The following is a 13,759-nucleotide window of genomic DNA, read 5'->3' on the forward strand; positions in this document are numbered from 1 at the left end:
CACTGGCCAGGCGGTACTGCGCACGGTCGGAGAGGTTTTCTCCGGCTTTCACCAGCAGCATCCGGTTCGCCCACGCCGGGTCCGTGGCCCTGCCCCGCCGGGAGCACCCCGCACCCGGGTCGCCCCATGCCCCGGCTAACGACAGGAAGAAGCCGAGATGTTTGGTACCAGGCCGCAGGATCTGACGGTCGAAACACGAAGCAGACTGCCCGGCCGTTTCGTGGAGCTTCCGGCAGGCGTCACCCACTACGAACTCCGGGGCGACGCGGACGCCGAGACAGTCGTGCTCATCCACGGCAACGCGGCTCCATACATCACGTGGGACCGGACAGTTGGGCCTCTGTGCGACGCCGGATTCCGCGTGCTCCGATACGACCTCTTCGGTCACGGCTTCTCGGACAGGCCGAGACTGCCGAGCTATGACCGCCACTTCTACAACGTTCAACTCGCGGAGTTGCTGGACCGTCTCGGCATCGCGTACCCAGTCCGCGTGGTGGGGACGTCCCAAGGAGGAAGCATTGCCACCTGCTTCGCTGCCGAAAATCCAGGGGCGGTCGGCCGCCTCGCCCTGCTGGCACCCCTCTTCGACGAACTTCCCGGATCCGGGCGTGTGCTCTACCGGCTCATGGTGACGCCGATCGTTGGAGAGGTTCTCCTGCGAGTGGTGGCTGACCGCAAGCTGGCAGACCTCTCCGATGCCGTCGTGTACGCCGACACGAAGGCTGAGCTCCAGCCCCGGGTGACAGAGCAGTTCCGCTACCGCGGCAAGCGGAGGGCAATGCTGTCCAACCTCCGGGGCGACGCGTTGAAGGACGCAACCTCCTGCTACCGGACCATCGGGAACCAAGCGATCCCGCTGCTGCTCACCTGGGGGACACTCGACCAGAAGATTCCTCGGGAATCGATGAGCAGGCTGCGAGACCTGCTGTCCGACATCGAGTACCACGAAATCGAGGGCTCCGGACACTTGGCACACTATGAGTTCCCGGACCGCATCAACCCGCTCCTCATCCCATTCCTGAGCGACTGACTAACACCCGGGGCACGCCCCGCCCCGCCCCGCCCCAGGTTCCACCACCTGCAACCAGCCACCTGCGGGTGCACGGCCGGACCGGCGAAGCGTGTCACCAGCCGCGAGGTGAACGGCCGCCGGAGAAACAGAAAACCCCGCCATTCCCTGGTCGGGAATGGCGGGGTACTTTCTGTTGGTCGGGCTGACAGGATTTGAACCTGCGACCCCTTGACCCCCAGTCAAGTGCGCTACCAAGCTGCGCTACAGCCCGTCAGTTCCGCCGTTCTCCGCTCATGATGCCATCCTCTTCAGTAGCCAGGGGATTTCATCTGAGCAGTCCGGCCGAACCACCTCCAAAAGCTTACACGATTCCGGAGGGTGCCCGTGACACTTTCAGCCTGTCACGGAACTTTTTTCCCCCGGCGGCGCCCGAAATTAACGCTTCTTGCCGCGCTTTTCACGCACCCGCATGTTGACCTCGATCGGCGTGCCCTCGAAGCCAAAGGTTTCGCGCAGCCGGCGGGTGATGAAGCGGCGGTAGCCCGGGTCCAGGAACCCGGTGGTGAAGAGCACGAACTTCGGCGGGCGGCTCGAGGCCTGGGTGCCGAAGAGGATGCGGGGCTGCTTGCCGCCGCGGACCGGGTGCGGGTGCGCGGCTACCAGTTCGCCCAGGAAGGCGTTGAGCCTGCCGGTGGCGATGCGCTTGTCCCAGCTTTCCAGTGCGGTGTCCAGGGCAGGGACGAGCCTGTCCTTGTGCCAGCCGGTCTTGGCCGAGATGTTGACCCGCGGTGCCCATGCCACGTGGGCCAGGTCCTGCTCGATTTCGCGTTCGAGGTAGGTGCGGCGTTCGTCGTCGAGCAGGTCCCACTTGTTGAACGCAAGGACCAGGGCACGGCCGGATTCGATGGCCAGCTGCAGGATGCGGACGTCCTGTTCGCTGAGCACTTCATCCACCGCGAGGAGCACGACGGCGACCTCCGCCTTTTCGAGGGCGCTTTGCGTCCGCAGCGAGGCGTAGAAGTCGGCGCCCTGCGCCATGTGCTGGCGGCGGCGGATACCGGCGGTATCCACGAAACGCCAGGTGCGCCCGCCGAGTTCGATGAACTCATCGACCGGGTCACGCGTGGTGCCGGCGGTGTTGTCCACGACAACGCGCTCGGAACCGGCCAGCTTGTTCAGCAGCGAGGACTTGCCAACGTTCGGACGCCCGATCAGGGCGATGCGCCGCGGACCGCCGGAGCGCTCCAGGCCTTCGATCGTGGAGTACTCGGGAAGAGTGTCCATGACATGGTCCAGGAGGTCGGCGACGCCCCGGCCGTGCAGTGCCGAGACCGGGTACGGCTCGCCGAAGCCGAGGCCCCAGAGCGTGGCCGAATCGGCTTCCTGCGCAAAGTCATCCACCTTGTTGGCCACCATGATGACCGGCTTCTTGGACTTGCGAAGCATCTTCACGACGGCCTCGTCCGTGGCGGTGGCGCCCACGGCGGAGTCGACGACGAACAGGACGGCGTCGGCAAGTTCCACGGCCATCTCGGCCTGCTCGGCGACGCGGGCGTGAATGCCGCGGGCATCGTGCTCCCAGCCGCCGGTGTCGACGACCGTGAAGTTCCGGCCGTTCCAGGTGGCCGAGTACATGACCCGGTCGCGCGTGACGCCGGGGGTGTCTTCCACCACGGCCTCGCGGCGGCCGAGGATACGGTTCACCAGGGTGGACTTGCCGACGTTGGGACGGCCGATGATGGCCAGGACCGGATCAAGCTTGACCGGGCCGTCAAAATCCTCGTCGTCGTACTCGCCGCTCAGGAGGGCGGCGTCCTCTTCGTCGAGCTCGTAGTCGTCCAGGCCGGCCCGAAGGGAGGCCGCGCGGAGCTCTGCCTCGTCGTCGTCCAGGGCGGCGAGGTGCTCGGCCACCTGGTCCGTGCCGGTGGGCGTGTATTCGTCTTCGCCGGCGCCAAATTGGCCGGAGGTTTGAGTCGTATCGCTCATTGCACTTTCCTTATGGGGTGATCTGCCGGCGTCCCGGCTACTGCTTCATGACGTTCTTGCGGGGAATCCGCGTCGGGCAAGGGCTGCCCTGTTCTTTGGATCGAGTCCTGGACATGGCGCGCCAGCGCGGCGCGGATCTCGGTTCCGGCCCTGTCCATTGAAACACGCCCGGTCTCGCCGGGCCTGCGGCTGACGTTGAGGGCTCCGCCGAAGCTGACGTGCAGCCGGCGGCGCAGCCGTGGAAGGGCGTCGAGGTGTTCGCCGCCGGCCCGGGTACCGAGGATGGCGACGGGGACCACGGTCGCGCCGGAGTTCAGCGCGAGCCAGGCGACCCCCTTGTTGATGGCGGAGGCTTCGCCGCTCCCCCGAGTACCTTCGGGGAGTATCCCGACGCACCGTCCGGCGTCGAGCACGCTCTTGGCCGTGAGGAGGGCCGCACGGTCGCCCGCGCGGTCCACCGCCAGCTGGCCGGAGGCCTGGAGCACCCGGCCCAGGAAGCCGGTGAACATTTCCTTCTTGACCAGGATGTGCATGGCACGCGGGGATGCCCCGAACATCACCGGTCCGTCCAGAAAGCTGATGTGGTTGCCGGCGAAGATCACCGGACCGGTCGCCGGGACATTCGACCGTCCCGTGACCGAGGTCCGGTAGAGGACGTGGTCCAGGACCCAGCCCACGGGCCGGCTCCAGAGAGTTGTCCAGCGGGCCGGCACCCGGACCACGGGCAGGACGGGTGCCTGGACCGCCTGCTGCTGCTGCTGCGCGGCGTCAGTCATGGTGGAGCGCCTGGTGATTGACGATGCCTGTCACGATGCCGAGCGCGGCGTCGACGGTCCCGGCGAAGTCGAGCTCCGAGGAGTCCAGTGTCACCACGCCGTCGGCGGCCCGGGTGAAGTTCACCACGGTCGAGTCCTTCGCGTCGCGCTGGGTTACCTGGGCCGCGAGCTGTTCGGCGCTTTGGCTGCCGCCGAGCTGGATGCCCCGGCGGCGCAGCCGCGCCTCTTCGCTCGCGGTGAGCAGCATCCGCACTTCGGCATGGGGCGCGACGACGGTGGTGATGTCCCGCCCTTCGACCACCATGCGGCGGTGGTGCTTTTCGATCAGCTCGCGCTGCCGGCGGATCAGTTCGGTGCGGGCGCCGAGGGTGGTGGCGACGGCGCTGACGGCGGCGGATATCGACGGCTCGCGGATCGCGAGCGTGACATCGGTACCGCCGACCCGGACGTATTCCTCCAGCGGGTTCGTGCTGATTTCCAGCGGAAGGCTCTTGGAAGCGGCCTCGACGGCGGCGCCGTCGTCCAGGTCCGTGCCGTTGTCCAGGCAGAACCAGGTCAGGGCACGGTACATGGCGCCGGTGTCGAGGTAGGCCAGCTTGAGCCGGCGTGCCACCTCTTTGCTGACGCTGGACTTGCCCGATCCGGACGGCCCGTCGATGGCTACGACAAGGCTTTTTCCGGGGCGGAGGACGTCCACGGTTGCGATAAGTTCCTGGGTCATTACTGGAGTACCCGCCATCCACGGTCGTTGAGGGCTTCGATGAGCAGTTCGTGCTTGTTCGGCAGGACGGAGATTTCCACCATGCCCACGTTCTGGCCCGAGGAGTGGTCCAGGCGGAGGTCCTCGAGGTTGACGCCGATCTCGCCGATCTCCGTCAGGAGCCGGGCGATCTGTCCGGGTGTGTCGTCCACCAGGACTGTCAGCCAGGAGTAGGCCTGCGGGGGTCCGCCGTGCTTGCCCGGGATGCGGGACTGGCCGGCGTTGCCTTCGCTGATCAGCTGGGCAAGGTCCAGCCGGGCACCGGGTGCCGTCGGGTTCTCGAGCGTGCCGATGACACGGTTGAGGTCCTCGCGGACGCCGTGCAGGATCTTCACGACCTTCTCCGCGTTCGCCCCGAGGATCTGCACCCACAGGGTCGGATCACTGGCCGCGATCCGGGTGACGTCCCGCAGCCCGTTGCCCGCGAGGGACAGCGCATGCAGGGGTGTGCCCTGCAGCCGGCTCGCCACGAGCGAGGACACCACCTGCGGGACATGCGAGACGAGCGCCACCGCCTCGTCGTGCTCCTCGGCCCCGAATTCGGAGACGACGGCGCCCAGGTCCACGGCCAGCGCGCGCGCATCCTGCAGGGCCTGGGGCAGGGTCTCCGCCGAGGGGCACAGGACCCACGGCATGGAGGTGAAGAGTTCGCCGCGGGCCGCGACGGGACCGGACTTTTCGCGGCCGGCCATCGGGTGGGTTCCCACGTAGCGGCCGAGGTCGGCGCCGCGGGCGCGGAGCTCGGCCTGGATGCCGGCCTTCACGCTGGCGATGTCCACGACGGTTGCCCCGGGGTAGTCCGCGAGGGCGCGTTCGACGACGTCGGCCGTGACGTCCGGCGGGGCGGCCACCACGACGAGTTCGGGCTGCTCGCCGTCAAGGCGCGCCAACGGCAGGCCGGCGCCGATGTCGACGGCGACGGCCTGGTTCGTGGGCGAAGGGTCGGAGAGGAAGACTGCCACTCCGCGGCCCCGCAGCCCCAGCCCGATGCTGGTGCCCAGGAGCCCTGTCCCCACGACCACCACCGGACCGTTGAGGTGGCCGCGGCCGTGGGTGCGAAAGGCGGACATACCTACAGCCCTACGGATGCCAGCAGGTGGCCGACTTCCTGCTTGCCGAGGTTGCGGATGCTGCCCTGGCGCTGGTCGCCCAGGCCGATCGGGCCGACCTTCACGCGGACCAGGCGGAGCACCGGGAAACCGACGGCGTCGAAGAGGCGCCGGACGATCCGGTTCTTGCCCGAGTGCAGCACGACCTCGATCAGCACGTGGCCGGGGGTGGAGTCCACGAGTTTGAAGGAGTCCACCGAAGCGATGCCGTCTTCAAGTTCGACGCCGGCCTTGAGCTGTGCGCCGACGCCCTGCGGGAACGGACCGCGGACCTGCACGAGGTAGGTCTTGGGGACTTCGTAGGAGGGGTGCGTCAGGCGGTTGGCGAGTTCGCCGTCGTTCGTCAGCAGCAGCAGCCCCTCGGTGGCGACGTCGAGACGGCCTACGTGGAACAGGCGTTCGCCGTGGTTGTTGCGGACGAAGTCGCTGACGCAGGGACGGCCGTCGGGGTCTTCCATGGTGGAGACAACGCCCTTGGGCTTGTTGAACACCATGTAGACCATGTTCTCGTCGAGCTGGATGCGGAGCCCGTCGACGTGGATCACGGCACTCTTCGGGTCGACGCGGACGCCGAGCTCGGTGACGACCTGGCCGTCGACCTCAACCCGGCCTTCGGCGATCATTTCCTCGCAGACGCGCCGTGAGGCGACGCCGGCCGACGCCATGACCTTCTGCAGGCGGATGCCGTCCTGGTCGTGGACTTCGGACTGGGGCACGTCGGCGCGGGGTCCGCGCTTACGGGCCGGCTTGCGCACGGGTCCGAGGTTCTGGCCGAAGCGTTCGCTGCCGAAGGCGCGGGGGCCGGCGGACTTCGCGGCGCCGGTGCGCGGTTTGGGCTTGAGGGCACCGGGGGTGCCGGGTGCCTTGCCGAAGCCGGGCTTGCGGGCGGCGGCCTTGCGGGCAGCCTCCTTGCCGGAGGGAGCCTTGGACTTCCAGTCCCCGGAGGCCGGCCGGCTTGTCGACGGCCTGGCCGACGGCGCGCCGTCGGGGCCCTGCAGGTCCGGATCGATGAAGGCTTCTTCGCGGGGCTTGGGGCGCTTGAAGGGGCGGTCTACGCCGCCCTTGAAGCCGGCTCCGCCGCTGCGGCTTCCGCTGCCCTGTGCGCCGCGGCCTGAGCCCTGCGCCGGGTTTTGTCCGGCACTGCTGCGTCCGGCAAAATTTTGTCCGGCACTGTTGCGTCCCGAACTGTTACGTGGTGAACCCTGGCGTCCCGCCTGTGTCATGACCCGTCCTTCGTTTATTGGCCAACGGCCGCTGTCTCCCGACAACACCCGCCGGCTGGGGCAAAAAGCTTCTGCCCCGGTGGATTCCGTGCGCAGGCAGTTGTTCCTGCCTACATTCTCGCTGCGTCGTAGAACTCCTCGATGCCTTCCAGCCCCGGAAGATGGGGTGAAAGTTGCGGCAATTCCGCCACCGAGCCGATTCCCATCCGCTCCAGGAAATACGACGTCGTGCGGTACAGGATGGCCCCGGATTCAGGATCAGTTCCCGAGTCCTCGATCAGCCCGCGCTGCGTCAGCGTCCGCACGACGGAGTCAACATTAACTCCTCGAATTGCAGACACCCGCGCCCTGGAAACAGGCTGGCGGTAAGCGATGACGGCGAGCGTTTCGAGCGCCGCCTGCGTCAGCCTGGCTGTCTGTCCCTCCAGCACGAACGCGCCGACAATATCGGCGAACTCAGCGCGGGAATAGATCCGCCAGCCTCCGGCGATATTCCGCAATTCAAAACCCCGGGGAGTGGCACTGAAACCGGCACTACTGATAGCAGTACTGGCGTCGTCCACAGCCGGGGCATTAACAGTATAGCCGTTATACTCCCGCTGTAGTTCCGCGAGCAGTTCCTCGACGACGTCGAGGGTCAGGTTCAGTCCGGAGGCGAGCTCCGTCGCCGTCGCCGGCTGGTCGATCACCATCAGCACGGCTTCGAGGGCTGCCCGGGCGCCGCCGGGAAAATTGCCGCCGCCCGGGAGGCTGCCGGCGTCCGGGCCGGTCCCCGCCGCCGGCTCAGGCTGGGTGTCATTCACGGCTGCTCCTCATATTCTTCACTCAGGTTTTCGCTGCTCCAGGCCCCGCCGCCAGCGGTCCAGCGGACTGTCAGGTCCCCCAGCGGAAGCAACTGTTCGAACGCCACCGCTTTGTCCCGGAACAGCTCCAGCAGCGCCAGGAAGCGGGCCACCACCACGAGGGTGGATTCGGCGTCGGCAATCAGGGCCCGGAAGGTCAGAGGGGTGCCGCGCTGCAGCCGGCGGCCCAGCAGTTCGGCCTGCTCCTTGACGCTGACGGCGGTGCCGTGCAGGTGGGCGAGGCCCACCTCGGTGGGCGCCGCTTCCTTGGGCTTGAGGGCGGCCTCGGCCAGGGAAGCGAACTGCTGCGGGGTGTGCCGCCAGAGGAGCTCCGGCAGAAGCGCCGCGAAGTGCCCCTCCAGCGCCACCTGCCGCGGATAGCGCCGGGCCTCGAGTTCGAGGGTGGAACCCATCATGCCCGCCACGTGCTTGAACGCTTTGTACTGCAGGAGCCGGGCGAAGAGGAGGTCGCGGGCTTCCAGCAGCGCGATGTCCTCCTCGTCCTCAACTTCGCCGGCAGGCAACAGCCGGGCGGCTTTGAGGTCCAGCAGGGTGGCGGCGATGACGAGGAATTCGCTGGCCTCATCAAGGGCCCATTCCTCGCCCAGGTTCTGCAGGCGCTTGATGTACTTGATGAACTCATCGGTGACGGTGGACAGCGCCACTTCGGTAATGTCCAGCTGGTGTTTGGAAATCAGGCCCAGCAGGAGATCGAAGGGGCCCGTGAAGTTCGCCAGCCGGACCTCGAAGCCGGGCTTCCTCCCGGCCGGCCCAAGCCCCGGCTGCGCTGTGTAAGGGCCTGTTTCTGCCACGGCCCTGACTAGGGTGCGCCGCCGCGCGAAATGAGCTCTTTGGCCAGGTTCCGGTAGGCGTCGGCGCCGATGTGGTTGCCGGCGTAGCTGGTGATGGGCTCGGCCGCGACCGTGGCGTCGGCGAACTTGATGGAGCGCTTGATGACGGTTTCGAAGACCTTGTCGCCGAAGGCCTCCACGAGGCGGGAGATCACCTCCCGGCTGTGCAGCGTGCGGGCGTCGTACATGGTGGCGAGGACGCCATCGACCTGGAGCCGCGGGTTCAGTCGGTCCTGGACCTTGTCGATTGTCTCCACCAGCAGTGCGACGGCGCGCAGGGCGAAGAACTCGCAGATCAGCGGGATGATGACGCCGTGGGCCGCCGTCAGCGCGTTGACCGTGAGCAGGCCCAGCGAGGGCTGGCAGTCGATCAGGACGACGTCGTAGTCATCCTCGACCTTCTTCAGGGCCCGGTCCAGCACCTGTTCGCGGGCAACCTCGTTGACGAGCTGGACTTCCGCGGCGGAGAGGTCGATGTTGGCCGGGAGCAGGTCCAAATTTTCCACGCCGGTCTTGTGGATGGCGTCGCGGATGTCGACCTTGCGGTCCATGAGGACGTTGTAGACCGTGAGGTCCAGTTCGTGCGGGTTGATGCCGAGGCCGGCGGAGAGGGCACCCTGCGGGTCGAAGTCCACGACAAGGACACGGCGGCCGTATTCGGCCAGCGCGGCGGCAAGGTTGATGGTGGACGTGGTTTTACCCACCCCGCCCTTCTGGTTGACCATGGCGATGACCCGCGCGGGGCCGTGGGTTGACAGCGGCGCGGGCTCCGGAAAGTCGCGTTGAGGGCGCCCGGTGGGGCCCATGACGGCGTCTTCCAGATCGCGTTCGATGCCTTCCAGAGTTGCTGAACCCTGTTCGCTGCTCACGTATCTATCCACACTTTCGATGACGGTGATGGTCGTGCTTGATATTGCTGCCTGCTTGAGACTTGCGCCTGCTTGAGACTTGCGCCTGCTTGAGACTTGCGCCCCGGACGTCCAGCGCCGGTCTCATTCCTCCCAAGGTTACAGCGCCCGACACGGTATTCCGCGGACCTTGACAGCGGCCATTGTTTGAGCCTCAACCCTCTGGTAGAAGTCGAAGGTTGGTGTCGTGGCGCGAAAAACCGCCCGGACGCTGGCCGGCGTCCGGGCGGTTTTGGCCAGTAACTGGCGGGGGGTGCGGCGGCTTAGGCGTTGGCCAGGACCGGCTTTTCCGGAGCCACTTCCTCCTCAGGCGCACCGTGTCCGGCGATCATGGTCTGTTCGTTGAAGGGCTCGCTGCCGGAGAGGACACGCTCGACCTGTCCGCCGTCGATCTCCTTGACCCAGGTGCCGATCAGCACGGTGGCCACGGCGTTGCCGGTGAAGTTGGTCAGCGCCCGGGCTTCGGACATAAAGCGGTCGATGCCGACGATCATGCCCACGCCGCCCAGAAGCTGCGGCGCATGCGCCTGGAGTCCCGCGGCCAGCGTGGCCAGGCCGGCACCCGTGACGCCCGCGGCGCCCTTGGAGGCAATAATCATGAAGATCAGCAGCGAGACCTGGGCGCCCAGGTCCAGCGGAGTGCCCATGGCGTTGGCCACGAACAGCGAAGCCATCGTCAGGTAGATGGCCGTGCCGTCGAGGTTGAAGGAGTAGCCGGTAGGGACCGTGACGCCAACGACCGGCTTGGACACCCCGAGGTGCTCCATTTTCGCGATCAGCCGGGGCAGCGCGGCTTCGGAGGATGAAGTGGAGAAGATCAGCAGGTACTCGCGGCCCAGGTACTTCATCAGCCGGAAGATGCTGACGCCGGCGACGATCTTGAGCAGTCCGCCGAGGATCACGACGATGAACAGGGCGCAGGTGACGTAGAAGGCGACCATCAGGGTCGCCATGCTGAAGATGGCCTGCACGCCGGTGGCACCGACGACGGCGGCGATCGCGCCGAAGGCTCCGACCGGGGCCAGCCACATGATCATGACCAGGATGCGGAACACGAGGGCCTGGCCGTAGCCGACGGCCTTGAGGATCGAAGCGCCCTGTGCGCCCATCCGCTGCAGGGCGAAGCCGACCAGGATCGCGGCGAGAAGGGTCGGCAGGACCGGGATGTCGCCGGGGATGATGCCCAGCAGGAAGTCGACCGTGCTGTCCGTGGCCGCCTTCTTGTTCGGGTCGTAGGGGGCGAGCTTGAGGCCCTCGCCCGGGTGGATCAGGTTACCCACGACCAGGCCGATGGCCAGCGCGAACGTGGACATCACCATGAAGTAGCCCAGGGCCAGGCCGCCGACCTTGCCGACCGTGGCCGCCTTGGCGATGGAACCGATGCCGAGGACGATGGTGCAGAAGATGACCGGGCCGATCATCATCTTGATGAGTTTGATGAACCCGTCGCCCAGCGGCTTCAGGGACTTGCCCACCTCGGGGAACATCAGCCCGACGAGGGCGCCGAGGACGACGGCCACGATGACCGCGATGTAGAGATAATGGGACTTGTCGAGCCGCTTGCGCTTCTTGAGCGGTGTCGCGGCCAGTGCCGCTGACTCTCCTCGTTGAGAGGTCATGATGTTCTCCTTGGATAGGCTGGACGTCGGTGCGGCACAGGCTGTGGGCCATTCGCGTCCGTTCTGCGTGTTCCACCATCATTGGGGATTCAGTGACGCGCATCACCGTTGCGTTCATATTGGTCATGGAAGGTATTGATGATCCACCGCTGGAGCATCGCCAGACGGCTGTTTGTGGCCCACCTGCTCTTTATGCTGGCGCTGACGGCCATCGTCGGCACCGCCACCTTCGTTGACGCGCGCGACTACGCGTATGACGAAGCCGGCCGGCGGATGGCCGCCGTCGCGACTGCGGTGGCAGATAATCCCCTCGTGCTGGATGCGGCGGGCGCCGCGGATCCCACCGCCCTGCTGCAGCCGTATGCCCTGGAGGTCATGGCGGACGCGGACGCGGATTTCATCACGATCATGGCCCCGGACCGCACGCGGTGGACCCATCCCCGGGAGGAGGAACTCGGGAAGCCGTATATCGGCTCCATCGATGCCGCCCTCCAGGGCCGGGTGTTCACCGAGATGACGGCCGGCACCCTCGGCCCCTCGGTGCGCACCATCGCCCCGGTCAAGGATGCGGATGGCACGGTCCGGGCGCTGGTTGCGGCCGGCGTCACCGTCCGCACCGTGGACATCGCCGTCTCCGGCAGGCTTCCGGCGCTGGCGGCCATCGGGCTGGCCCTGCTCGCCGGCGGATCGGTGGCGTCCTGGCTGCTGGGGCGGTACCTCCGCCAGGTCACGCGTGGCTGGGGCCCGGAGCAGCTCGCCCAGCTCTTCGCCTACTACGAATCGGTGCTCCATTCGGTCCGTGAAGGCGTCATCCTGATCGATCCCAAGGGCAAGGTCGTCATGTACAACGACCAGGCCGCCGTACTGCTCGGACTCACACCGCTCTCGTCCGACGTCGGAGGCGCATCGGCCGACGGCGGCCGGCAGGAGGCGCCGTCGCTCGCCGAGCTCCCGCTGGACCCCAGCCTTCGGGAGCTGTTCGAGTCGGGCCGGACCGCGCTGGACGAGATCCACCTGACCGGCCCGCGGATCCTGGTGGTCAACCAGGGACCGGCCGTCGGGCCCCGCCCGGCCGGCGGCCGCGCAGCCCCGGACGTCTACGGGACCGTGGCCACGATCCGCGACCGCACCGAGATCGAATCGCTGGGCAGCAAGCTGGAGACCATGCGCACCCTCTCCGATGCCCTGCGCGCCCAGACCCACGAACACGCCAACCGGCTGCATATGATCGTCTCCCTGATGGAACTGGGACGCGGCCCTGAAGCGCTGGACTTCGCTACCCAGGACCTCGAGCTGAGCCAGCGGCTGACCGATGACGTGGTGAGCTCCATCGACGAGCCCGTGCTCGGTGCCCTCATCATGGGCAAGGCCGCCGAGGCCCACGAGCGCGGCGTCGAACTGACCCTCAACACCGTGGGAAACGGGACTGGACCGTCCGCCGTGACCGGCCTGGCCGTGCAGGACCTCGTGGCGATCCTGGGCAACCTGCTGGACAACGCCATCGACGCCGCGGCTGAGGCGCCGGCCCCGAAACTCGTGGAGCTCACGGTGGAAGCATCCGCCGGGTCCCTGGCGATCACGGTGGAGGACAGCGGGCCCGGGATCGACCCGCAGGCCGTGGAGGATATCTTCCGGCATGGTTTCAGCACCAAGACTCCGGGGCCGTTCGGGCGGGGACTCGGCCTGGCCCTGGTCCGCCAGGCGGTGCAGCGGCTCGGCGGTACCATGACAATCACGAGCCCGGCCGGGGCGCTGTTCCGCGTCACGCTGCCAACGGCTTCGGCTGCATCGCCGCCGGCATCAACTGCGGCATCGCCGGCGGCGGCACTGACCACAGAGGGACAGCAATGAGCGAGATCCGTGTACTCGTCGTCGAAGACGAGCCCATTGCGGCGGCAGCCCACGCCGCCTATGTCGGCCGGCTGGAGGGATTCACGCTGGCCGGCTCCGCCCCGGACGGACAGTCCGCGCTCCGGCTGATGACGGACTTCGCGGCGGCGGGCACCCCGGTGGAGCTGGTGCTGCTGGACATGAACCTGCCGGATCTTCACGGCCTCGACATCGCCCGGCGCATGCGTGCCGCGGGGCTGTTCGCGGACATCATCGCCATCACCGCAGTCCGGGAACTGACCATTGTCCGCAGCGCGGTGGCCACCGGGGTGGTCCAGTACCTGATCAAGCCGTTCACCTTTGCGACCTTTGCGGACAAGCTCACCAGCTATCGGCTCTTCCGGCAGCAGCTGGCCTCCCCTGCCGCCGGACATGCCGGTCCCGGTGCGTCGCAGAGCGATGTGGACCAGGCCTTCGCGAGCCTGCGGGCCCCCTCGGAGCTGCCCTTGCCCAAGGGGCTGGCGGTGTCCACCCTGGAATCGGTGCAGGACTTCATGAAGCGGCAGTCCGGAGCAGTGTCGGCCAGCGAGGTGATGGACGCGCTGGGCATGTCCCGGGTGACCGCTCGGCGCTACCTGGAATACCTCGCCGACGCCGGCACCGTCTCCCGGACGGCACGCTACGGCGCGCCCGGGCGGCCGGAGAACGAATACCGCTGGACCCGGGCGGGGGCTTAGCCTTGATCCACCGATCCGCCTGGGCTGATGATCTGGATCTGACTTTTGGCGGTTTTGCGGGCTGAGTGCGTGGTGGGGTGCCGGGCCTCGCTGCCCTTGGGTGTTC

General features: G+C 67.5%; 12 protein-coding genes and 1 tRNA gene. 3 read left to right on the plus strand and 10 right to left on the minus strand.

The genetic code is table 11. The features are described 5' to 3' along the window. Positions 1–157: 157 nt before the first annotated feature. Positions 158–1,030, plus strand: a complete 873-nt coding sequence (locus ACZY0Y_RS18240; RefSeq protein ID WP_463959630.1) for an alpha/beta fold hydrolase — start codon at positions 158–160, stop codon at positions 1,028–1,030. Between the two features lie 176 nt (positions 1,031–1,206). On the opposite strand, the gene ACZY0Y_RS18245 is transcribed toward ACZY0Y_RS18240, so the two are convergent. The 10 genes from ACZY0Y_RS18245 to ACZY0Y_RS18290 all read right to left on the minus strand — a co-directional run bounded on the left by ACZY0Y_RS18245 (position 1,207) and on the right by ACZY0Y_RS18290 (position 11,086). After that, positions 1,207–1,283: transfer RNA gene (locus tag ACZY0Y_RS18245), tRNA-Pro, on the minus strand. Between the two features lie 164 nt (positions 1,284–1,447). Continuing rightward, positions 1,448–2,998: a ribosome biogenesis GTPase Der gene (gene der / locus ACZY0Y_RS18250; protein WP_160666557.1), complete on the minus strand. Its 1,551-nt coding sequence runs from the start codon at positions 2,996–2,998 to the stop codon at positions 1,448–1,450. After that, on the minus strand, positions 2,995–3,675 hold the full coding sequence (locus ACZY0Y_RS18255; protein WP_463882698.1) for a lysophospholipid acyltransferase family protein: 681 nt from the start codon (positions 3,673–3,675) through the stop codon (positions 2,995–2,997). The genes der and ACZY0Y_RS18255 overlap by 4 nt, the downstream gene beginning before the upstream one ends. A 91-nt stretch (positions 3,676–3,766) precedes the next feature. After that, the gene (cmk, locus tag ACZY0Y_RS18260; RefSeq protein ID WP_463882534.1) at positions 3,767–4,495 is read right to left on the minus strand and encodes a (d)CMP kinase; all 729 of its coding nucleotides are present in this window, start codon (positions 4,493–4,495) and stop codon (positions 3,767–3,769) included. Further along, positions 4,495–5,604, minus strand: coding sequence for a prephenate dehydrogenase (locus ACZY0Y_RS18265; RefSeq protein WP_463882531.1), 1,110 nt, complete (start codon positions 5,602–5,604; stop codon positions 4,495–4,497). Before ACZY0Y_RS18265 ends, cmk begins: the two co-directional genes overlap by 1 nt. A 2-nt stretch (positions 5,605–5,606) precedes the next feature. Continuing rightward, positions 5,607–6,866 (minus strand): pseudouridine synthase, encoded by a 1,260-nt coding sequence (locus ACZY0Y_RS18270; protein ID WP_463959632.1) that lies wholly within the window; start codon positions 6,864–6,866, stop codon positions 5,607–5,609. Between the two features lie 110 nt (positions 6,867–6,976). Continuing rightward, entirely contained in the window at positions 6,977–7,558 is a 582-nt protein-coding gene (scpB, locus tag ACZY0Y_RS18275; protein WP_463959637.1) for an SMC-Scp complex subunit ScpB, read from the minus strand. A gap of 107 nt (positions 7,559–7,665) precedes the next feature. After that, complete coding sequence (locus tag ACZY0Y_RS18280) at positions 7,666–8,520, minus strand: segregation and condensation protein A (protein ID WP_463959634.1); 855 nt, start codon at positions 8,518–8,520, stop codon at positions 7,666–7,668. An 8-nt stretch (positions 8,521–8,528) separates the two neighbouring features. Then, the gene (locus tag ACZY0Y_RS18285; RefSeq protein WP_463882524.1) at positions 8,529–9,428 is read right to left on the minus strand and encodes a ParA family protein; all 900 of its coding nucleotides are present in this window, start codon (positions 9,426–9,428) and stop codon (positions 8,529–8,531) included. 302 nt (positions 9,429–9,730) lie between these two features. Next, positions 9,731–11,086: a cation:dicarboxylate symporter family transporter gene (locus ACZY0Y_RS18290; RefSeq protein WP_463882521.1), complete on the minus strand. Its 1,356-nt coding sequence runs from the start codon at positions 11,084–11,086 to the stop codon at positions 9,731–9,733. Between the two features lie 138 nt (positions 11,087–11,224). Between ACZY0Y_RS18290 and ACZY0Y_RS18295 the strand changes: the two genes are divergently transcribed. Together ACZY0Y_RS18295 and ACZY0Y_RS18300 are read left to right on the plus strand one after the other, a co-directional pair. Next, on the plus strand, positions 11,225–12,937 hold the full coding sequence (locus tag ACZY0Y_RS18295) for a sensor histidine kinase (protein ID WP_463959635.1): 1,713 nt from the start codon (positions 11,225–11,227) through the stop codon (positions 12,935–12,937). Then, positions 12,934–13,653 carry a response regulator gene (locus tag ACZY0Y_RS18300; protein ID WP_463882517.1) on the plus strand — a complete coding sequence of 240 codons (720 nt, stop codon included), beginning with the start codon at positions 12,934–12,936 and terminating at the stop codon, positions 13,651–13,653. Before ACZY0Y_RS18295 ends, ACZY0Y_RS18300 begins: the two co-directional genes overlap by 4 nt. The last annotated feature ends 106 nt before the right edge of the window (positions 13,654–13,759 follow it).

This window comes from Pseudarthrobacter kochi (assembly GCF_055412805.1).